At 64.1% G+C, this 20,567-nt stretch carries 21 protein-coding genes; 11 read left to right on the top strand and 10 right to left on the bottom strand.

The window, feature by feature from the left end:
• Positions 1 to 106 precede the first annotated feature (106 nt).
• The 3 genes from leuA to LFT46_RS10625 all read left to right on the top strand — a co-directional run bounded on the left by leuA (position 107) and on the right by LFT46_RS10625 (position 3,549).
• Positions 107 to 1,846 (top strand): 2-isopropylmalate synthase, encoded by a 1,740-nt coding sequence (gene leuA / locus LFT46_RS10635; protein WP_236819532.1) that lies wholly within the window; start codon positions 107 to 109, stop codon positions 1,844 to 1,846.
• 84 nt (positions 1,847 to 1,930) lie between these two features.
• Positions 1,931 to 2,683 (top strand): DNA repair protein RecO, encoded by a 753-nt coding sequence (recO, locus tag LFT46_RS10630; protein ID WP_236798421.1) that lies wholly within the window; start codon positions 1,931 to 1,933, stop codon positions 2,681 to 2,683.
• 2 nt (positions 2,684 to 2,685) lie between these two features.
• Positions 2,686 to 3,549, top strand: coding sequence for an isoprenyl transferase (locus tag LFT46_RS10625; RefSeq protein WP_236819530.1), 864 nt, complete (start codon positions 2,686 to 2,688; stop codon positions 3,547 to 3,549).
• Positions 3,550 to 3,551: 2 nt separating this feature from the next.
• Here LFT46_RS10625 and LFT46_RS10620 read toward each other — a convergent pair whose 3' ends face one another.
• Positions 3,552 to 4,511 (bottom strand): alpha/beta hydrolase, encoded by a 960-nt coding sequence (locus LFT46_RS10620; protein ID WP_236819529.1) that lies wholly within the window; start codon positions 4,509 to 4,511, stop codon positions 3,552 to 3,554.
• Positions 4,512 to 4,606: 95 nt separating this feature from the next.
• On the opposite strand from LFT46_RS10620, the gene LFT46_RS10615 reads away from it, so the two are divergent.
• Positions 4,607 to 5,677 carry a quinone-dependent dihydroorotate dehydrogenase gene (locus LFT46_RS10615; RefSeq protein WP_236819527.1) on the top strand — a complete coding sequence of 357 codons (1,071 nt, stop codon included), beginning with the start codon at positions 4,607 to 4,609 and terminating at the stop codon, positions 5,675 to 5,677.
• Positions 5,678 to 5,778: 101 nt separating this feature from the next.
• On the opposite strand, the gene LFT46_RS10610 is transcribed toward LFT46_RS10615, so the two are convergent.
• Positions 5,779 to 6,381, bottom strand: a complete 603-nt coding sequence (locus LFT46_RS10610) for a DUF3043 domain-containing protein (RefSeq protein ID WP_236798417.1) — start codon at positions 6,379 to 6,381, stop codon at positions 5,779 to 5,781.
• 92 nt (positions 6,382 to 6,473) lie between these two features.
• On the opposite strand from LFT46_RS10610, the gene LFT46_RS10605 reads away from it, so the two are divergent.
• The 5 genes from LFT46_RS10605 (at position 6,474) to LFT46_RS10585 (ending at position 11,695) form a co-directional block, all read left to right on the top strand.
• Positions 6,474 to 7,928, top strand: a complete 1,455-nt coding sequence (locus LFT46_RS10605; protein WP_236819525.1) for a dipeptidase — start codon at positions 6,474 to 6,476, stop codon at positions 7,926 to 7,928.
• 184 nt (positions 7,929 to 8,112) lie between these two features.
• Positions 8,113 to 8,499 carry a HesB/IscA family protein gene (locus LFT46_RS10600; RefSeq protein ID WP_236798415.1) on the top strand — a complete coding sequence of 129 codons (387 nt, stop codon included), beginning with the start codon at positions 8,113 to 8,115 and terminating at the stop codon, positions 8,497 to 8,499.
• 187 nt (positions 8,500 to 8,686) lie between these two features.
• A complete protein-coding gene (gene ctaC / locus LFT46_RS10595) occupies positions 8,687 to 9,559 on the top strand; it encodes an aa3-type cytochrome oxidase subunit II (RefSeq protein WP_236798414.1) in 873 nt (290 codons plus the stop codon).
• A gap of 10 nt (positions 9,560 to 9,569) precedes the next feature.
• On the top strand, positions 9,570 to 11,297 hold the full coding sequence (ctaD, locus tag LFT46_RS10590; RefSeq protein ID WP_236798413.1) for an aa3-type cytochrome oxidase subunit I: 1,728 nt from the start codon (positions 9,570 to 9,572) through the stop codon (positions 11,295 to 11,297).
• On the top strand, positions 11,294 to 11,695 hold the full coding sequence (locus LFT46_RS10585) for a cytochrome c oxidase subunit 4 (RefSeq protein ID WP_236798412.1): 402 nt from the start codon (positions 11,294 to 11,296) through the stop codon (positions 11,693 to 11,695). The genes ctaD and LFT46_RS10585 overlap by 4 nt, the downstream gene beginning before the upstream one ends.
• Before the next feature lie 73 nt (positions 11,696 to 11,768).
• On the opposite strand, the gene LFT46_RS10580 is transcribed toward LFT46_RS10585, so the two are convergent.
• Complete coding sequence (locus tag LFT46_RS10580; RefSeq protein WP_236819523.1) at positions 11,769 to 12,062, bottom strand: HPr family phosphocarrier protein; 294 nt, start codon at positions 12,060 to 12,062, stop codon at positions 11,769 to 11,771.
• 165 nt (positions 12,063 to 12,227) lie between these two features.
• Here LFT46_RS10580 and LFT46_RS10575 point away from each other — a divergent pair, with 165 nt between their 5' ends.
• The gene (locus LFT46_RS10575; RefSeq protein ID WP_236798410.1) at positions 12,228 to 12,998 is read left to right on the top strand and encodes a GntR family transcriptional regulator; all 771 of its coding nucleotides are present in this window, start codon (positions 12,228 to 12,230) and stop codon (positions 12,996 to 12,998) included.
• A 109-nt stretch (positions 12,999 to 13,107) separates the two neighbouring features.
• Here the strand turns inward: LFT46_RS10575 and qcrB are convergent, their stop codons facing one another.
• From qcrB to ctaE, 4 genes are all read right to left on the bottom strand, one after another.
• The gene (qcrB, locus tag LFT46_RS10570; RefSeq protein ID WP_236798409.1) at positions 13,108 to 14,778 is read right to left on the bottom strand and encodes a cytochrome bc1 complex cytochrome b subunit; all 1,671 of its coding nucleotides are present in this window, start codon (positions 14,776 to 14,778) and stop codon (positions 13,108 to 13,110) included.
• A complete protein-coding gene (gene qcrA / locus LFT46_RS10565; protein WP_236798408.1) occupies positions 14,756 to 15,826 on the bottom strand; it encodes a cytochrome bc1 complex Rieske iron-sulfur subunit in 1,071 nt (356 codons plus the stop codon). The genes qcrB and qcrA overlap by 23 nt, the downstream gene beginning before the upstream one ends.
• A 98-nt stretch (positions 15,827 to 15,924) precedes the next feature.
• The gene (gene qcrC / locus LFT46_RS10560; protein WP_236798407.1) at positions 15,925 to 16,713 is read right to left on the bottom strand and encodes a cytochrome bc1 complex diheme cytochrome c subunit; all 789 of its coding nucleotides are present in this window, start codon (positions 16,711 to 16,713) and stop codon (positions 15,925 to 15,927) included.
• Positions 16,714 to 16,799: 86 nt separating this feature from the next.
• On the bottom strand, positions 16,800 to 17,474 hold the full coding sequence (ctaE, locus tag LFT46_RS10555; protein ID WP_217509392.1) for an aa3-type cytochrome oxidase subunit III: 675 nt from the start codon (positions 17,472 to 17,474) through the stop codon (positions 16,800 to 16,802).
• 112 nt (positions 17,475 to 17,586) lie between these two features.
• Between ctaE and trpD the strand changes: the two genes are divergently transcribed.
• A complete protein-coding gene (gene trpD / locus LFT46_RS10550; protein ID WP_236819520.1) occupies positions 17,587 to 18,642 on the top strand; it encodes an anthranilate phosphoribosyltransferase in 1,056 nt (351 codons plus the stop codon).
• A 12-nt stretch (positions 18,643 to 18,654) separates the two neighbouring features.
• On the opposite strand, the gene LFT46_RS10545 is transcribed toward trpD, so the two are convergent.
• The 3 genes from LFT46_RS10545 to LFT46_RS10535 all read right to left on the bottom strand — a co-directional run bounded on the left by LFT46_RS10545 (position 18,655) and on the right by LFT46_RS10535 (position 19,742).
• Complete coding sequence (locus tag LFT46_RS10545; RefSeq protein WP_043456257.1) at positions 18,655 to 18,936, bottom strand: Lrp/AsnC family transcriptional regulator; 282 nt, start codon at positions 18,934 to 18,936, stop codon at positions 18,655 to 18,657.
• Positions 18,937 to 19,042: 106 nt separating this feature from the next.
• Positions 19,043 to 19,444 (bottom strand): DUF3054 domain-containing protein, encoded by a 402-nt coding sequence (locus tag LFT46_RS10540; protein ID WP_236798405.1) that lies wholly within the window; start codon positions 19,442 to 19,444, stop codon positions 19,043 to 19,045.
• Between the two features lie 10 nt (positions 19,445 to 19,454).
• Positions 19,455 to 19,742 carry a hypothetical protein gene (locus LFT46_RS10535; protein WP_236798404.1) on the bottom strand — a complete coding sequence of 96 codons (288 nt, stop codon included), beginning with the start codon at positions 19,740 to 19,742 and terminating at the stop codon, positions 19,455 to 19,457.
• Positions 19,743 to 20,567 lie beyond the last annotated feature (825 nt).

The following is a 20,567-nucleotide window of genomic DNA, read 5'->3' as shown; positions in this document are numbered from 1 at the left end:
CGGCGAGGCCACAGACGCTATCTAGCGCACGGCCCACCCTCGCTGCGGAGTTTGTGTTGCCCGGCCACCCTTTCACTGAAGATCGATAGAAAAGGCCACGAACGTCATGCGAAACGCACAGAAGCCCTCAGGAATGCCTGCCCACCGGTACACCCCGTTCCAGGACCAGATCAAGGTTGAACTCCCGGACCGCACGTGGCCGGACAAGGTCATCACCAAGGCCCCGCGCTGGTGCGCAGTGGACCTGCGCGACGGCAACCAGGCCCTGATCGACCCCATGAGCCCGGCCCGCAAGATGAAGATGTTCGATCTGCTGGTCCGCATGGGTTACAAGGAGATCGAGGTCGGCTTCCCGTCCGCGTCCCAGACGGACTTCGATTTTGTCCGACAGCTCATCGAGGGCAACCACATCCCGGACGACGTCACCATCCAGGTCCTGACGCAGGCGCGCGAACACCTGATCGAACGGACCTACGAGTCCCTGGTGGGCGCCAAGCAGGCCATCGTTCACCTCTACAACTCCACATCGGTGCTGCAGCGGCGCGTGGTCTTCAACCAGGATGAGGACGGCATCCTGGACATCGCCCTCCAAGGCGCCCGCCTGTGCAAAAAGTACGAGGAAACCCTCGCGGATACGCACGTGACCTATGAGTACTCGCCCGAATCCTTCACCGGCACGGAACTGGAGTACGCGGTGCGCGTGTGCAACGCCGTCGCCGACGTCTTTGAAGCCTCGGCGGACCGCCAGGTAATCATCAACCTGCCCGCCACCGTGGAGATGGCAACCCCCAATGTCTACGCCGACTCCATCGAGTGGATGAGCCGGCACCTGCACCCGCGCGAAGGCATCATCCTGTCCCTGCACCCGCACAACGACCGCGGCACCGGAGTCGCCGCCGCCGAACTGGGCTACATGGCCGGTGCCGACCGCATTGAAGGCTGCCTCTTCGGCAATGGTGAACGCACCGGCAACGTGGACCTGGTGACCCTGGGCTTGAACCTGTTCGTCCAGGGCATTGATCCCATGATCGACTTCTCCAACATCGACGACGTCCGCCGCACCGTGGAGTACTGCAACCAGCTGCCGGTCCCGGAGCGGTCGCCGTACGGTGGCGACCTGGTGTTCACCGCTTTCTCCGGTTCCCACCAGGACGCCATCAAGAAGGGTTTCGAAGCCCTGGAGCGCGATGCCGCTGCAGCCGGCAAGGCCGTGGACGACTTCACCTGGCAGGTGCCGTACCTGCCCGTGGACCCCAAGGACCTGGGCCGCAGCTACGAGGCCGTGATCCGCGTGAACTCGCAGTCCGGCAAGGGCGGCGTGGCCTACCTGCTGAAGAACGAACACAGCCTGGACCTGCCGCGCCGTGCGCAGATCGAGTTCTCCGGTGTCATCCAGCGCCGTACCGACACCGTCGGCGGGGAGGTCAGTGGCGCCCAGCTCTGGCAGATCTTCCAGGATGAATACCTGCCGTCCGGGCAGGCTGACGGGCAGTGGGGACGCTACTCCCTGGGCGGGGTCAAGACGGAAACGGATGCCGACGGCGGCATGACGCTGCACGCGTCCCTCGCCATTGATGGTGCCCAGGTGAACCGCACCGGCACCGGCAACGGCCCCATTGCGGCCCTGCTGAACATCCTCCACGAGGACGGCGTGGACGTCCGCGTGCTGGACTACAGCGAGCACGCGCTGTCCGAGGGCGGCAACGCCATGGCCGCCGCTTATGTTGAATGCGCCGTAGGGGAACGGGTGTTGTGGGGCGTCGGGATCGACGCCAACACCAGCATGTCCTCCCTCAAGGCCGTCATCTCGGCAGTGAACCGCGCCATCCGGGACGCCCAGGCCTGATACCTGTAGCAGGTGGCGCCGCTCTTACCGGCGGCGCCGCCACGCCTTGGCAGCATGTTGCTGTACAGGATGGGAAGATAGAGCGTGCCCCAACAGTCTTTCGCCTCCCGGGCGTACCGGGACGACGCCGTGGTGCTCCGCACCCACAAATTGGGCGAGGCGGACAGGATCATCACCCTCCTGACCAAGCACCATGGGCAGGTCCGTGCCGTCGCCAAGGGTGTGCGCCGCACCAGCAGCCGTTTCGGTGCCCGGCTTGAACCCTTCATGGTGGCGGACCTGCAACTGGTCTCCGGGCGCACCCTGGACATCGTGACCCAGGCCGTCGCCAAAGGTGCCTACGGCGGAAGCATCGCCGCGGACTACGGCAGGTACACGGTGGCCGCGGCGATGACCGAGACGGCGGAAAAACTCACGGATGTGGACGGCGAAGCGGGCACCGCGCAGTACAACCTGCTGGTAGGGGCCCTCGCCGCATTGAGTCGGGACGAGCATGCCGCCGGCCTCATTCTCGACTCCTACCTGCTGCGCGCGCTGGCTACCGGCGGATGGGCGCCCAGCTTCACCGACTGCGCGCGCTGCGGCATGCCCGGCCCGCACTCCGCCTTTTCCGCGCCACTGGGCGGCATGGTCTGCCCGCAGTGCAGGCCGCCGGGGTCACCCGCCCCGGCGCCGGAGACCGTGGTCCTGCTGGCGGCGCTGCTGACCGGGGACTGGACGACGGCCGACGCTTCCCAGGCGCAGCACCGCAAGGAGGCGGCCGGGCTGGTGGCCGCGTACCTGCAATGGCATCTGGAACGAGTACTTAAGTCCCTCAAACATGTGGAGCGTAGCTGACAGTGGCCCTGGGAAAAAAGAACAACGCAGCCCGCAGGCGCACCCATCCCGTGGTGGCCCCCTACCCGCATCCGTCCGGTGCGGTGGCGCCCTCTATTCCCGCTGAGTTCATTCCGCGGCACGTGGCCATCGTGATGGACGGCAACGGACGGTGGGCCAACCAGCGCGGCCTGCCCCGGATCGAGGGGCACAAGGCGGGGGAGCCAGCGCTGCTCGACGTCATGGCCGGAGCCATCGAGTTGGGGATTGAGTACGTCAGCGTGTACGCCTTCTCCACCGAGAACTGGCGCCGGTCGCCCGAGGAAGTCCGCTTCCTGATGGGATTTAACAAGGATGTGCTGCGAAGGCAGCGGAACCAGCTCGATGACTGGGGAGTGCGGGTCCGCTGGGCCGGCCGCCGCCCCCGGCTCTGGGGTTCGGTGGTCCGTGAGCTGGAAGAAGCTGAGGAGTTCACGGCTGCCAACACCACCTGTAATTTGACCATGTGTGTTAATTACGGCGGCCGGGCCGAGATCACCGATGCGGTTTCCGCCATTGCCGCGGAGGTGGCAGCGGGGAAGCTGAAGCCCGGTGCCATCACGGAGCGGACCATCCAGAAATACCTCGACGAGCCTGACCTGCCGGACGTGGACCTCTTCCTGCGCAGCTCGGGGGAGCAGCGGCTGTCCAACTTCCTCCTCTGGCAGTCCGCCTACGCGGAGTTTGTCTTCATGGACACGCTCTGGCCGGACGTGGACAGGCGGACGCTTTGGGCCGCCGTCGAGGAATATGCCCGGCGGGACCGCCGGTATGGGGGCGCCGTGGATGCCGCCGCTGCTCCCGCGGACGTCAGGGATGATTCCCCGGCCGGGCTTCAGGCGGAGTAACTTCACCCATACGCACGCAGCCAGCGGGCCAGCCTTGAGTAGGCATCGGACCGGACCGGCTCGGGGGAGAGGAAGACGTCGTGCAGCGCCCCGTCGATCCGTTCGAGGGTCACGGTGCGGCCCAGGGTCAGCGCCCGGGCGCTGATGGTATTGACGTCCAGGACGGCATCGGTGCGGCGCATTTCCTCGGACCAGAGAAGCCCGTTGGCGCTCCCCTTGGAGAGCAGGACCAGGATGGGCGCTTCGATCCCCAGGCCGCGCGCCACCCGCGCATGTCCCGCGAGGACCGCCCTTAACCACCCTGCCCGGACGGGGAAAGCCATCCGGGGACGGTAGCGTTCGTCAAGGGGCCACTCGCCGTCCGCAGCGCTGCTGATGGTGCGCCAGTAATGGCCCCGTTCGGGCAGGCGGAGGACTGTTTGAGGCCGGAGGCGGGCAACCGGGCGCACCATGCCCGCCGCAGCCCGGCGCACGAGTGAGCTGCCGTGCATCTCCAGCCACGGACTGTTGAGGACCAGCAACGAAACGGCCCCGGGATGCCGGCTGGTCCAGAGGGCTGCCACCAGTCCGCCGGTGGAATGGCCCATCAAAGCCAGGGGACCGGGGGCGCCCTCGGCGCTGATGATGCGCCCTGCTTCTTCAATTTCGGCGTCATAGGCCGCGAGGTCCGCCACGTACCCACCAGGGGATTCCGGGCGCAGGCTGCGCCCGTGGTTGTGCATGTCCAAGGCGTAGAAGTCGTATCCCGCCCCAGCCCAGAACCTTGCCAGGTCGACATTGAAGAAGTAGTCGCTCCAGCCGTGCAGGAACAGTACGGCACCGCGGCGGCCGTCGCCGGCGCCCCTGTCCGGCTGAGGCCGGAGCCGTACCAGGGTTGCGGTCCGCTCCACACCGTCAGGTCCGGTGGCCACAAAGGAACCGGACTCAAAGTCCCCGCCCAGGATGTCCTGCTGCCACTGCATGACCTCATGCTAAACCGGGCCGTCGGGTGCGTCCGTTCCGGATCGGCTGCTTCTTCGTTTTGGTATGCGGCCCCAGGAAACGGGAAACTGGAGGCATGCGCGTTTACCCCACTTTCTTCAGGCTGGCCTTTTCATGGATGGACGCCGAGCGCGCCCACAAAATCGGATTCAAAGGCATCCGGCTCGCGCATGCGTCGGGCGCCGGGAGGCTCCTGCAGAAACTGACGGCGCCTGCACCGTCCCTCCAGACCACTGCCTTTGGTGTTACATTTCCTTCGCCCTTCGGGCTGGCCGCCGGCTTCGACAAGGAAGGGCTCGGCATCGAGGCCCTCACCGATCTTGGGTTCGGCCACGTGGAAGTCGGCACCATTACCGGCCAGGCCCAGCCGGGCAATGAAAAACCGCGGCTGTTCCGCCTGGTGGAGGACCGTGCGGTCATCAACCGGATGGGTTTCAATAACGACGGCGCCTCGGCCGTCGCGCCCCGGCTGAAGGCGGCGCGCGCTGCGCTCCAGCGCCGATACCCGTCGGTGCGCCCGGTCATCGGCGTCAACATTGGCAAGACCAAGGTGGTGGAGCTGGCGGACGCCGTGGACGATTACCTGGTGAGCGCCCGCAGCCTGGCTCCTGCCGCGGACTACCTCGTGGTGAATGTCAGTTCCCCCAACACGCCGGGGCTGCGGTTGCTCCAGGACGTGGAGACCCTCCGCCCTCTCCTGACGGCAGTGGGACAGGAAGCTGACCGGGCAGCCGGGCGGCACGTGCCGCTGTTGGTGAAGATCGCCCCGGACCTCAGCGACGAGGACATTGACGACGTCGCCCGCCTCGCCCTGGACCTCAAACTGGACGGGATCATCGCCACCAACACCACCATTGCCCGCTCGGGACTGACCTCGCCGGCGGACCAGGTGGCCAAGTGCGGTGCCGGCGGCCTGTCCGGAGCCCCCTTGAAAGCGCGGTCCCTCGACGTCCTCAAGCGGCTCAAGAATGCTACCGGCGATTCCCTGACCCTGGTGGCGGTAGGCGGTGTGGAGTCGGCCCAGGACGTACAGGAAAGGCTCGACGCCGGCGCAAGCCTGGTGCAGGGCTACACGGCGTTCCTTTACGAAGGTCCGTTCTGGGCGGCACGGATCAACAGGCAATTGGCAAAGAACCGCCGCTCCTGATAGTCGGGCGGCCGGCAAGCCTGCCCCGGACAGCCACTACTTAAAACCGGAACCCCGGCGGTCATTCCGCCGGGGTTCCGGTTTTTGAAGTCGATGCCTGGTCAGGCGGGGTACTGGCCGCGCTGAACCTGGGGCTTGGGCAGCCGCAGTTTCCGGAACTGCAGGGACCGCATGGAGCCGTACCAAACGGTTCCACGCTCCACCTCGCCGAACTTCTCCGCCAGGCGCTTGCGAAGCTTGCGGGACAGGATAAAAACGTCCACGAAGACAGCCAGGAACATCACCCAGAATGCGCCCAGGACGTAGATCATCATGTCGCTGGAGGCCGGTACCACCAGTGACACCAGCACGAAGACCAGCGCGCCGAACATCAGGTACTCGCCAAGGTTGAACCGCGCGTCCACGAAATCGCGGGCAAACCGCTTCTGCGGGCCTTTGTCCCGCAGCGGCAGGAACTTCTCGTCACCGGTGTCCAGCGCCCGGCGCATTTTCAGCCGCTGGTCCTGGACGGCCTGGCGTTCGGCGGCCTTGGACGCCTTGCGGTCCTCGGGGACCAGCGGGCGTTTGCGGGCAGCCTCCTGTGCCTTCCGGGTGGGGGTTGGGGCGCCCTTGCCCACCGCGCTGTTCTGCCGCGCGGCCGCTTCCGCTGCCTGCTGGTCTATTGTTTGCTGCGCCGAGGGCGCTTCTTTTCTACGTCCGAACACCTGACCAGAATACCTTGCAGCAGCACGCCCGCCGCCTGCTCCCGCGCCCGCCCTGGCCGGGAGCAGAATGTGACGAGGGTAATGTTTTGGCCATGACCTCTTCATCCGCTGCCACCCCGCGCAGCACCACAGACATCCCCGGATCCAGCCCAGCCGGCAACGTCAGGACGGACGATCTTCGTTCAGCCGTAGACCGTTCCTTCGATCGGACTTTGGCACGGCTCAAGGAGCTTGTCGCTATCCCCGGAATCGCATGGCCCAGCTTCGACCGCGCCCCCCTGGAACGCAGCGCCGAGGCCGTCGCGGAACTTGTCCGGGGCGCCGGCCTTGGCGAAGTCCAGGTGCTGTCCGTGAACAAGGCAGACGGCACACCCGGTGGCCCGGCCGTCGTCGCCCGCCGTCCTGCCGGGGACGGAAAGCCGACTGTCCTGCTGTATGCCCACCACGATGTCCAGCCGGTGGGCGACGAATCGCTGTGGGAAACGGAGCCGTTCACTGCCGTTGAAAAGGGCGGCCGGCTGTTCGGCCGGGGCGCTGCCGATGACAAAGCCGGCATCATGACGCACGTTGCTGCCTACGCAGCCGTCTCCGAGGTCCTGGCCGACTCCCTGGATCTTGGCGTGACCTTCTTTATTGAGGGGGAGGAAGAAGCGGGGTCGCCTACGTTCCGTTCATTCCTGGAGGCCAATCGCGAACTGCTGCGTGCCGACGTCATCGTGGTGGCCGACTCAAGCAACTGGAAAGTAGGGGTACCTGCCCTGACCACCAGCCTGCGTGGATTGGTGGACGGCACTATTGAAGTGCAGGTCCTGGAACACGCAGTGCACTCCGGTATGTACGGGGGCCCGGTCCTGGATGCGCCCACGCTGCTGTCGCGCCTGATCGCCACGCTTCACGATGCCGACGGGAACGTGGCCATCGAGGGCCTGGTGGCAACCGACACGGCTGCGGTGGAGATGCCGGAGGCGGACTACCGCGCGGATGCCTCGGTGCTTGACGGGGTCCGGCTGGCCGGGTCCGGAAGCATCGCTTCCCGGCTGTGGACCAAGCCGGCCCTGTCGATCATCGGTTTCGACGCGCCCGCCGTGGATGTGGCCTCCAACACCCTCCTTCCGCGCGCGCGGGCCAAGTTCAGCCTGCGTCTGGCGCCCGGGCAGGTTCCGGCGGACGCCATGGAAGCAGTTCGCCGCCACGTGGAGGCCAACGCGCCCTTCGGCGCAAAGGTTGTCTTCACTCCGGGGGAGGCCGGGAACCCGTTCCGGACGGACACCTCCTCCGCCGCTGCCTCCGTGGCCATGTGGGCCCTGGGGGAGGCGTGGGGCGTTCCTGCCGTGGAAACCGGCATCGGCGGTTCCATCCCCTTCATTGCGGACTTGACGGACCTGTATCCTGCAGCGCAGATCCTGGTAACGGGGGTGGAGGACCCTGATTCGAGGGCCCACAGTGCCAACGAATCCCTGCATATCGGTGACTTCCGCAACGCCATCGTTGCCGAAGCCCTCATGCTTGCAAGGTTGAACGGTGAGGGCCTTCCGGGGGCTGAATGACGGTCCTTTGCCGTGAAGTGGACCGGACGGGCTTCCAGGGAACAACCGGACCGCTTTGACGGTTACGACAGGAGTTAGAGCTACAGGACTGCCGCGCGTAGCATGTAGCTATAGCCCATACCGTAACCGTAGGGGCAGGCGCCGTTTCGGCGACGCCGCCAGACCGTCCTAAGAAGGTAGGCCAATGAGCACCGCAACCAACGAAAACAGCACCGCCACCACCGTGGCCAGCGATGAACTGCCCGTTCACGAGGTCAACCTGACCGACGTCGCTGCAGGCAAGGTACGCAGCCTCCTTGAGCAGGAAGGCCGCACGGACCTGCGGCTGCGCGTAGCCGTACAGCCCGGCGGGTGCTCAGGGCTGATTTACCAGCTCTACTTCGACGAACGGCTCCTTGATGGTGACGCCGTGCGCGACTTCGACGGAGTCGAGGTCGTCGTGGACAAAATGAGCGTGCCGTACCTGAGCGGCGCCAGCATCGACTTCGAAGACACCATCTCGAAGCAGGGTTTCACCATCGACAACCCGAACGCCGGAGGCTCCTGCGCCTGCGGTGATTCATTCCACTAAGCCGGTTATTTCGCCTGATGTCCGCGCCGGGTTCCCTGCCGTCCAAAACGGCACGGGGGCTCGGCGCGGACATGTGGGCGAAACGCCCGGCGGAGCGGTAAGCTCTACACCGAGTAGTAAAACTTTTTTGTGCCCGGAGCGCCTTTCTGGCTGCCCGGACAACAGCAACAAGTAGGAAGGGCCGTCTGTGAGTTCGCAGAACCGAACCGGCAGCCGACGCAAAACGATCACCACGATCTCAAGCTTGGCAATTGCCGGCGCGTTGGTTTTGACCGGATGTTCGCCAGAGGTAGAGAAAGGGTGGATGCCCACTGAACGTGGCACCACCAGCAACACCGACCGCATCATGGACCTCTGGGTCAACTCATGGATTGCTGCGCTCGTGGTGGGCACCATTACGTGGGGCCTGATCATCTGGTGCCTGGTTGCCTACCGCCGCCGCAAGGGAACCGTTGGCTTCCCCCGGCAGACCAGCTTCAATCTCCCCCTCGAGGTCTTCTACCTGACCATCCCGATCTTCATGGTCCTGGTGTTCTTCTACTTCACCGACCGTGACCAGCAGGCCATCGATGACCGCTCCCAGCCGGCCGACGTCGTAGTGGACGTCCGCGGCAAGCAGTGGGCATGGGACTTCAACTACAAGTCCGGCGACGTCATTCAGGAAGACCTCCACGAGGCAGGCGTCCAGGCGCACCTCACGGGCAACACCATCGACAAGGAACAGCTTCCCACCCTGTACTTGCCCGTCAACAAGTCCGTTGACCTCGAACTCAACGCCCGCGACGTCATCCACTCCTTCTGGGTTCCTGCCTTCCTCCAGAAGCGCGACATGATCCCGGGCAAGACCAACTACATCCGGTTCACCCCCACTAAAGAGGGCACCTACGACGGTAAGTGTGCCGAACTCTGCGGCGAGTACCACTCCGAAATGCTGTTCCGCGTAAAGGTGGTGTCGGAATCCGAATTCCAGGCCCACATGGACAAGCTGAAGGCTGACGGCAACACCGGCCTGCTCGGTGTGGAGTACGACCGCAACCCGAACCTGAACGAAACCAAGTAAGGGGAGCGACGTGGCTACGTACACCCAATCCGCACCTGCGGGAGTCCTGTCGGCTCCCGTGGTACCCAAATCCAAGGGGCGCATCGTCGTCAACTGGATCACCTCCACTGACCACAAGACCATCGGGTACATGTACCTGATCGCGTCGTTCGTGTTCTTCTGCCTCGGCGGTGTCATGGCGCTGCTGATCCGCGCCGAGCTGTTCGAGCCCGGCATGCAGATCCTGCAGACCAAAGAGCAGTACAACCAGCTGTTCACCATGCACGGCACGGTCATGCTGCTGATGTTCGCCACCCCGCTGTTCGCCGGCTTCGCCAACGTCATCATGCCGCTGCAGATCGGTGCGCCGGACGTTGCCTTCCCGCGCCTGAACGCGCTGGCATTCTGGTTCTTCCTGTTCGGCTCCACCATCGCGGTGTCCGGCTTCATCACCCCGCAGGGCGCCGCGTCCTTCGGCTGGTTCGCTTACGCGCCGCTGTCCAACACCACGTTCACCCCCGGCATCGGCGGCGACCTGTGGGTGTTCGGCCTGGCGCTGTCGGGCTTCGGCACCATCCTCGGTGCGGTCAACTTCATCACCACCATCATCTGCATGCGCGCCCCGGGTATGACCATGTGGCGGATGCCCATCTTCACCTGGAACACCCTGATCACCGCCATCCTGGTGCTCATGGCCTTCCCGCCGCTGGCCGCCGCACTGTTCGCGCTCGGCGCGGACCGCAAGTTCGGCGCGCACATCTTTGACCCGGAGAACGGCGGCGCTGTCCTGTGGCAGCACCTGTTCTGGTTCTTCGGCCACCCGGAGGTGTACATCATCGCGCTGCCGTTCTTCGGCATCGTCTCGGAGATCTTCCCGGTGTTCAGCCGCAAGCCGATCTTCGGTTACAAGGGCCTGGTCTACGCGACCATCGCCATCGCAGCCCTCTCCGTGACGGTGTGGGCACACCACATGTACGTCACGGGCGCCGTCCTGCTTCCGTTCTTCTCGTTCATGACAATGCTCATCGCAGTGCCTACCGGCGTGAAGTTCTTCAACTGGATCGGCACCATGTGGCGCGGGTCGCTGACGTTCGAGACGCCCATGCTGTGGAGCATCGGCTTCATGATCACCTTCCTCTTCGGTGGCCTGACCGGCATCATCCTGGCTTCCCCGCCCCTGGACTTCCACGTCTCGGACTCCTACTTCGTGGTGGCGCACTTCCACTACGTGGTGTTCGGCACCGTCGTGTTCGCCATGTTCGCCGGGTTCTACTTCTGGTGGCCCAAGTGGACCGGCAAGATGCTCAACGAGCGCCTGGGCAAGATCCACTTCTGGATGCTCTTCCTGGGCTTCCACGGCACCTTCCTGATCCAGCACTGGCTGGGCGTCGAAGGTATGCCCCGCCGCTACGCCGACTACCTCGTGGAGGACAACTTCACGTGGATGAACCAGTTCTCCACCATCGCATCGTTCGTGCTTGGTGCGTCACTGATCCCGTTCTTCTGGAACGTCTACATCACCTGGCGCAGCGCCGAAAAGGTCCAGGTCGATGATCCGTGGGGCTTTGGTGCTTCGTTGGAGTGGGCCACGTCCTGCCCGCCGCCGCGCCACAACTTCACGTCCCTGCCCCGGATCCGTTCGGAGCGTCCCGCCCTGGACCTGCACCACCCGGAACTCCGGCAGGTTCACACCGTTGAGTCGCCGGCTCCCGCAGCAGGGGTGCTCGGCAACGCCGACCAGAAGGACACCGCACAATGAAAATCGAATCCTGGATCTTTGGCTCCGGAGTTTTCTTCTTCGTTCCCGTCGCTCTGGTCTACGGTTTCCTGACCAGCTGGGGTGAATGGGTCGGCATCCTGGGCATCCTCCTCGTTGGTGGGCTGGCAGGCATGATCGGCGCCTACCTCGGCTTCACCGGCCGGCGGGTGGGCCTGCGTCCTGAAGACCGCAGTGATGCTGAAATCCACGAAGGCGCCGGCGAGCAGGGGCACTTCAGCCCCTGGAGCTGGTGGCCCCTCGTGCTGGGCATCGCCTGCGCCACCGGCTTCCTGGGCCTGGCAGTGGGTCCGTGGATCATCTTCATCGCGGCCGGTATTGCCGTTGTGGCACTCGTTGGCTGGGTCTACGAGTACAGCCGCGGAGACCACGCGCACTAGGCAGGAAAAAGAATAGCGACGTCGGGCCCCACCGAAAGGTGGGGCCCGACGTCGTTAACTATCTCCAAGCGGCTCAGGCGGCTCCCTGCGACTCCAACAGGCCCCGGAGGTCCCGGAGGGCTTCCTCGGCCTTTTGCCGGCCCAAAGCGCCATCCAGGGCCGCCTCATTGACGGCCAGTTCAACGTGGCAGCCCTGCGGGAAGTCGGCAGCCATCACCTGGAGCAGGGAGCGGGCATCCACCTTGTCAGCGCCGGCCTTGCTGATAGAGACCGGCAGTCCGGTATCGGTGACCGCCCGGACAAATATGGCGGCGGAACGTGCGTGCAGGCCCACGGGCGCAGCGACCACGGCCTTCTGTACTGGCAAAGCGACTCCTACGTCACGCGACGGCCCCATCCGTCTGTCCGGCAAAATGTCCTGACCAAATATATCCGGCGGCCGGCGCTGTGCGCGACAGCGACCGAGAGTGGTACAGCAGGTGGTCTAGCCCGTCCTAAAATTGAGTGCAAACCCAACGGCAGGAGAAACATCATGGCAGCTGGCGCCACGGAAATAGCGGGGGAGATAGACCGCACCAGCGGAACCGCCATCTACGTTCAACTACGCGAGATCCTTCGGACCTATATTGCAGAGTCCTGCCCCCCGGGCTCGGCGCTTCCCTCGGAACGTGACCTTGCCGAGCGGTTTGGGCTGGCCCGGATGACCGTGCGACAGGCCATCGATGCCCTGGTGGGGGAGGAGGTCATCGAGCGTGTGGTCGGTTTGGGGACCTTTGTCCGGCGCCCGAAACTGGACCTCCAAGTGAAGCTCACGTCCTATAGCGAGGAGATGCAGCGGCGCGGCATGGTTCCTGCAGCCAAGGTGCTGAGCTTCGAGCAGATCGGTGCCAGCGCCTTCCTGGCGCGCGAGCTCCAGCTTGATGAGGGCACTCCGCTGGTCCGGTTCCGCCGGCTCCTTCTGGCGGACGGGGAACCGATGAGCGTGGACGAAAACTTCATCCCGGCGCACCGGGTCCCAGGGCTGCTCGACGGCGAGCCGCCCACCTCGCTGTATAACGTCCTCAGCGAGCAGTTCGGCCTGGTCATGGAGTGGGGGGAGGACATGATCGAGGCCACGGCGGCGTCACCCTCCACTGCCAGGCTGCTCAACGTCGAAGTGGGGGCGCCCCTGTTGAAGATCCAGCGGCATGCGTTCGTGGCAAGGGCCATGGTGGACTACTCCGTCTCGTACTACCGGGCGGACCGGTACAAGCTCTGGGTGCCCCTCCAGCGACCCGGAGCACGGAGAGCCCGCAACCACTAGGCACGCCACTTTTGGCGCTGGTGAACGGGCCTGGAGGTACTTGCAGCCACGTGTTAAGCAGGAAAGGCCCGATCCATAACGGATCGGGCCTTTCCTTTGGGTTCTGAAGCTAGTGCGTGAGGCTCTTGCTTCCTTCTGCCGCTTCAACAGCCTCGTGGCCGTGGCCGTGGGCTGCCTCCAGCTCAGCAGGCGTTGCCGGAGCGACGCGGTCTTCAAAGAACCAGCGCGAAAGGAACGCGCGGCGCTTTTCCTTGCTGGTGACTACGCCGTGCTCGTTGGGAATGGCCGGAATCACCTGGGGTGATTCGAAACCAACCAGCTTGTAGCGCTTGTACTCATCCAGCGGGGCGTGGACCTCGATGAACTCACCGTGCGGAAGCCGGACGATGCGGCCTGTCTCCCGACCATGAAGGGCGATCTCCCGGTCCTTGCGCTGCAGCGCAAGTGCTACGCGCTTGGCGACGATGAAGCCGATGATGGGGCCGATGAAGAACAGAGCACGAAGCCAGTAGGTGACATCGTTCAGCGACACGTGGAAGTGCGTGGCGATGAGGTCGGAACCTGCAGCAGCCCACATGACGCAGTACCAGATGAACCCTGCTACGCCGATTGCCGTGCGGGTGGGGGCGTTGCGCGGACGGTCCAGCACGTGGTGTTCACGGTCATCCTTGGTGATCCACCGTTCGATCCACGGGTAGGTGAACATCACGGTGAACAGGATCCCGGCCGGCACCAGGGCGGGCAGCAGAACGTTGAAGGTGAACACGTGGCCGAACCAGACCTGCTCCACGTGCCAGTTGCCGAGCGTGCCCGGCATGAGCCGCAGCGCGCCGTCAACGAAGCCGATGTACCAGTCGGGCTGCGTACCGGCGGACACGGGGGACGGGTCGTAGGGACCGTAGTTCCAGATCGGGTTGATGGTGAAGAATGCGGCCATCAGTGCGATCACACCGAAGACGATGAAGAAGAAGCCACCGGCCTTCGCTGCGTAGACAGGCCCGAGGGGGTAACCCACAACGTTGTTGTCGTTACGGCCGGGGCCAGGGTACTGGGTGTGCTTGTGGACCACCACCATGAACAGGTGGAGGACGATCATCAGCAGGATCAGGGCAGGCACCAGCAGGATGTGCAGCATGTAGAGGCGGCTGATGATGGCGGTACCGGGGAACTCGCCACCGAACAGGAAGAACGAGATGTACGTTCCGATGACCGGGATCGACTTGATGACGCCATCGATAATCCGGAGGCCGTTACCGGACAGCAGGTCGTCGGGGAGCGAGTAGCCGGTGAATCCGGCTGCCATGGCCAGGATCAGCAGTACGCTGCCGACTACCCAGTTCATCTCACGCGGGCGGCGGAACGCGCCGGTGAAGAAAACACGCAGCATGTGGACCGCAATGGACGCCACGAACAGCAGGGCCGCCCAGTGGTGCACCTGGCGCATGAAAAGGCCGCCGCGGATATCGAAGGAGATGTTCAGCGACGAGCTGTACGCCACCGACATTTCCACGCCCTTCAGAGGAACGTAGGAACCGTCGTAGTGGGTCTCCGCCATGGACGGATCGAAGAAGAACGTCAGGAAGGTGCCCGAAAGCAGCAGGATGACGAAGGAGTACAGGGCGACTTCACCGAACATGAACGACCAGTGGTCGGGGAATACCTTGCGGCCGAATTCGCGAAGGATGCCAGAGCCGCCCACGCGGGAGTCAACAAAGTCGGTAAACCGGCCTGTCTTTGTTTTAGCGACGAAAGCGGGTTCAGCTGTTGATGTTGCGCTCATGCTCATCACGCTCCCAGTAACTTGGTCCTACGGGTTCATGGAAGTCGCTGGTAGCGACGAGGTAGCCCTCGTCATCAACTGCAATCGGCAGCTGGGGGAGAGGACGGCTGGCGGGGCCAAAGATCACCTTGCACTCTTGCGTGAGGTCGAAGGTGGACTGGTGGCACGGGCACAGCAGGTGGTGCGTCTGCTGCTCGTAGAGGGCAACGGGGCAACCGACGTGGGTGCAGATCTTGGAGTAGGCGACGATTCCGTTGTAGCCCCAGTCTTCGCGGCCCTTGGAGGGGTTCAGCGATGCTGGATCGAGGCGCATAAGCAGGACAACGGCCTTGGCCTTCTCGTTAAGCTTGCCTTCCTCAAGTTCGTTCAGCCCCTCCGGGATAACGTGGAAGGCGGAACCGATGGTGACATCCGCGGCCCTGATGGGTGTGCCATCGGGGTCCCGGGTAAGCCGCTTGAGCTTTCCGTCCTGGGGAGCCCACATGGTGTGTGCGAGCTTGTCGTCAGGCCGCGGCCCAAGGTCGCCGAAGATGGCCACAGCGGGAAGCGGAGCCAGCGCAACGGCCCCCAGAAGGGTGTTGCGGATGAGCGGACGGCGTTTGATGCCGGTCTCTTCAACGATGTCGTCAACGATGCGGACAGCAGCCTGGCGGTCCTCCTCGTAACGGATCGCATGTCGTTCCTCGGAGACCTCGTGATCGGGCATAAGGGCCTTGGCCCAGTGCACGATGCCGGTACCGATACCCAACATGGCGAAGGCAGTGCCGACGCCGAGCAGGGCATTCTGGAGCCGGATAGTGGCAATGCTGGAGTCATGACCAAGATCGATGGCGAAGTACGCCACCAGGAAGATCAGGGTTCCAACAACAGAAATGCCAAATAGTAAGGCGACCTGCCGTTCTGCCCGCTTTGCGGCCTTCGGGTCCGTGTCAGCCAGGCGCAAACGATGCGGGGGAATTCCAGGATCCTGGAACCTCTCCACCTCATTCTGACCAGCCGTAGCTACGGTGCCCGAGTGGTTCGGACTGCCGTCACTATGGTTGCCCATAATTCGCCTCATCCTTCTCTCGTCCCGGCGGTTGCCGGGTTAGTTTCTAATATCAAGCTGCTGACTGGGCAGCAGAAGTGTGTTTTTCCTGCCGAAACTCAGGAAGTCCTTGAGGTCAGCCAGATGGTGAAGGCGATGATGACGCCGAGGCCGGCGACCCAGACAAACAGGCCTTCAGCAACCGGGCCAAGGGAGCCCAGGTTGGCGCCGCCCGGCGAACCGGTAGTCTCGATCTGCTTCAGGAAGGTGATGATGTCCTTCTTGCCCTCAGGGGAGATGTTGGCATCGTTGAACACGGGCATGTTCTGCGGGCCCGTGGCCATGGCTTCGTAGATGTGCTTGCCGCTGACATCGGCCAGGGCGGGAGCAAACTTGCCCCGGGTCAGGGCTCCACCGGCTGCTGCGGCGTTATGGCACATGGCGCAGTTGGTACGGAAGAGCTCGCCACCGGCGGCCGCGTCACCGCCACCGTTTGTCAGCTCTTCTGAAGGGATTGCCGGGCCGGCTCCCAGGGAAGCAACGTAGGCTGCAAGCTGGTGGGTCTGCTCGTCGTTGAACTGGACAGGCTTTTTCATGGCCTGGGGACCGTTCATCTGCATCGGCATGCGGCCGGTACCCACCTGGAAGTCAACAGCGGCGGCACCGACACCGACCAGCGACGGACCGTCCTTGGATCCACTGGCACCCATGCCGTGGCAGGTGGCGCAGTTGGCGGCGAAGAGCTTGCCGCCTTCCTCCACGTCGCTTGCGCTTGCGGTGGTGGTGCTCGCCTTGGCCTCATTCATCGAGGTTGCTACGGCGTACAGCCCACCCGTAATGAGGAGCCCCATCAGAAGCAGCGCGATTGCTGCAAGTGGGTGACGCCGCTTTTGGGAGAGTGCCTTCACGTGGTGGTTCCTTTATTCGATCCTGCGCCGGCTCCGGGAGCCGCTACCTGAAATTCTGCCTCTTGTAGAAAAAGAATCAAAGCTGGCTACTTGAGTACGTAGATGACCAGGAAGAGGCCGATCCACACGACGTCCACGAAGTGCCAGTAGTAAGAGGTGACGATTGCGGACGTTGCTTCGAAATGTCCGAACTTCTTCGCAGCGAAGGACCGGCCCATGATGAGCAGGAAGGCAATCAGGCCGCCGATGACGTGGAGGCCGTGGAAGCCGGTGGTCATGTAGAACGCTGAGCCGTAGGCGTTGGAGGAGAGCGAGACGTGCTCGGAGACCAGCATCGCGTATTCGGTGGTCTGGCCGGCGACGAAGAACGCGCCCATGAGGAAGGTCAGGGTGAACCATTCGTTCATTCCCCAGCGGGCGAACTGCAGCGCGCCACCGGTACGCCGGGGCTGCAGCCGCTCTGCGGCGAAGACGCCCATCTGGCAAGTAAAGGAACTGGCCACGAGGACGATCGTGTTGACGAGCGCAAAGGGGAAGTTGAGCTTGGCTGTCTCTTCCGCCCACATCTGCCCGCTGGTGGAGCGCAGAGTGAAGTACATGGCGAAGAGACCGGCGAAGAACATCAACTCGCTGGACAGCCACACAACGGTTCCGACAGAAACCATGTTGGGGCGGTTCAGCGTTGGGTGCGCCGGGGTACTGGGGGCATGGGTCGCAGATGTCACATAGACATTATGTCTGTAAAAGTCCGTGCTGCCCAACGCAAACCACCTTTTCGGAGGACTTTTTCTACAAAGACGCGAAATTGGCCGGAAAAGTTCCCGGCACCGTTCACATTGGTCAGCGCCTGCCATCCCTCGATAGCATCAGCAGGTGACTTCACTGGCATCCGCAGCGTCCGGCAACACTTGGCCCCGCCTGATCTCCGCCCTTATCAAGGGGTCCGACCTCTCGGCGGAGAGCACCTCCTGGGCCATGGACACCATCATGTCCGGTGAAGCCACGCCTGCGCAGATCGCTGGATTCCTGGTGGCCCTCAGCGCCAAGGGTGAAACCGTGGATGAGCTTTCCGGCCTGGTCGAAGCGATGCTTTCCCATGCCAACCCGGTGGCAATCTCCGGCGAAAAGCTCGACATCGTCGGGACGGGTGGTGACCAACTTAACACCGTCAACATCTCCACCATGGCCGCGCTCGTCGCTGCCGGCGCCGGTGCAAAGGTGGTGAAGCACGGCAACCGGGCCGCGTCGTCGTCGTCCGGTTCTGCCGACGTGCTCGAAGCGCTGGGTGTCCGCCTTGACCTGTCCATTGCGCAGGTGGCGCGGAACGCTGAAGAGGCGGGGATCACGTTCTGTTTTGCCCAGGTGTTCCACCCCTCGTTCCGTCACACGGCCGTACCCCGCCGCGAGCTGGCAATACCTACGGCATTCAACTTCCTGGGGCCGTTGACCAACCCCGCGAACGTTCAGGCCTCGGCCGTCGGCGTCGCCAACGAGAGGATGGCGCCGCTCGTCGCGGGAGTCCTGGCCCGGCGGGGGAGCAGGGGGCTGGTGTTCCGTGGCAACGACGGGCTGGATGAGCTGACCACCACCGGTCCTTCCACGGTCTGGGAGATCCGGAATGGCGTCGTCACCGAGCTCCATTTCTCGCCCGAGGACCTCGGCATCAGCCTGGCTACCGTTGAACAGCTCCGCGGCGGCGATGCAGCTGCCAACGCGGGAGTCGTGCGGGACGTGCTTGCCGGCCAGGAGGGTCCTGCCAGGGACGCAGTGTTGGTGAATGCTGCGGCCGGCCTGGTTGCGTTCGACCTGGAAGCGGCGGGCCCGTTCCTGGACCGTATGCAGAAGGCGTTCGCCCGCGCAGCACAGTCCATTGATTCCGGTGCCGCCGCCGCCGTGCTGGACCGTTGGGTATCCCTGTCCCGCGCCTAGGGCGGCCAGGGCCTACTGTTCGAAGCCCAGGGAAAAGGCGGCGTCCAGATCGTGCTGCGAGTAGGCCCGGAACGCGATGTGAGTGGTGGTATGGACCACGGCGGGAACTTTGGAGAGGCGGTCGGCGATGACGTCCGCCAGATCCTCGTGCCGGTGCACGCGCGCCACCGCTATGAGGTCCCATTCCCCGGTGACCGAGTAAACCTCGCTGATGCCTTCGATGGCGGAGATCTCCTCCGCCGTCTCGGGAATGCGGGCGGCGTCAGTCTTGATCAGAACAAATGCGGTAACCACGTTTGTACCCCTTCAATCAGTTCCGCCGCGGCAGGGCCCGGCAGGTTTCTTCTCTGCTGCCAGCCTATTACACGGTCGGCGTTTCCCCGGCTGCCGCGTCCTGTACTTATCGACTGCGGAGCTTTCCAGCGCCGGTGATCAGCAGGCGGTAGCCCACCAGGAAAACGGCAAGCGCCAGCGTGGCCACGATGACGAAGGGAATCACGACTGTTTGGCCAGTGAGGGCGCGCAGGACCATGCCCCCTGCCAGGCTGCCCAGCCAGACGGGAACACCTGCCCCCAGGACGGATAAGGGCCTCCGCCATACCCTGGCAGCTGCCCAGCCCGCGGCTGCGCCGGCGAGGAAGGGCCATGCGGTGAGGAGCACGCCGAGGACCGGCTCCTCACGGTGGTGCGCGTCCCGGCCTATCGCGGCGAACGCGAGAATCAACACGATGTCAGCTGCTGCCGCCGCCAGGACTACTCTCGCGGAAGCTGTCTTGGCCGGCTTCGTTTTCAACGAACTCATGGTTTCGAGCTTAGCCGCCTGCAGAGAGGGTTGACGCGGGCACGTACATGCCCGGCGTCGGGATCGGCAGGGGACCGGCATCCTGTCGGCCGTTGCTGTCTGGCGGCGCTTCAACCTTGCGGACCAGCCAGCTTGCCTCCCACCGGAGCTGGTATCCGCCGCTTCCGTCCCACTCAACCAGGACGTCCGTCACGGTATAGGCGACGGCGGTCCCCGGGTGGGCCCGAACCGTGACCGGTGCGGGCTTCAGGAGGATGATGGGCCGTCCGGGTGCCTGCCGCAGCGCGTCCTCACGCATCAATGAACGGCACGCGTGGCAGGTGCTGACCGAATGTGTGCACGCTTGGGGTCGGGGAAGTTCCTGCATGGAGGCGTCCTTGTGAATGGAAGGAGGATGGTGCGCGGTCGCCGTCTGCATGAACAAGAGAGCGGCCCGGGGGACCGCTCCATCGCGCTGGCGGGCGACCGGCCGGCCTGCCGCCATGTCCAAAAGGTTAGGACGCCCGGCTGTAGCGCGCATGGGGAGGAACTACCCAACTTCCATGCGGGGGCTCCCCGTTTTGAGCGGCGTAGGGGATAGGGATGCAGTAGGGTCACAGCAGGAACCAAGGAGCCCAGCACTACTGGAGACACAGTGAACAAAGCCTTGTGGATATGCAGCCTGGTTGGTGCGGCCTTGGGCATCAGCCTTGGCCTGGCAATGTTTCAGTCGCCGTTCTGGGGCTTTGCATTGGGACTGGGACTTGGAGCCGTGGTGGGCGCTTCGATCCGGCGGCGTCACTGACCAGTATCAAAACCGGCCCGTTGGCCGGCCAGTCCCACCAGCCCACCAGCTATCCAGCAGAACAGGCTTGATAGCCGTGGCAGGAGGGGGATGCATGTCTCAGCCAGAGGCCAAGCCATCGAACTGCTTCATCAACGTTACTGGCATCCCTGCGGATCAAATGTGAGCGTATTCGCCACGAAAGCCTGCGTCGTGCAAGTCCTCCGCTAGAACACGGAATGTCTACCTTTGCTGCCAAGGCTTTCCCTGTTGGTCTAGTTCGTGCCAGCATTTGCACAACTGCTCGGGGAGGAGTGCGATGACGGGTCGAAAGCAGAAAGCCTTCGTTTTGGTAGTCAC

It is taken from the genome of Arthrobacter sp. FW306-07-I (genome assembly GCF_021800405.1).
GTDB lineage: Bacteria > Actinomycetota > Actinomycetes > Actinomycetales > Micrococcaceae > Arthrobacter.
The sequence above is the reverse complement of the archived record's forward strand: the minus strand, read 5'-3'. Positions and strand labels throughout refer to the sequence as shown.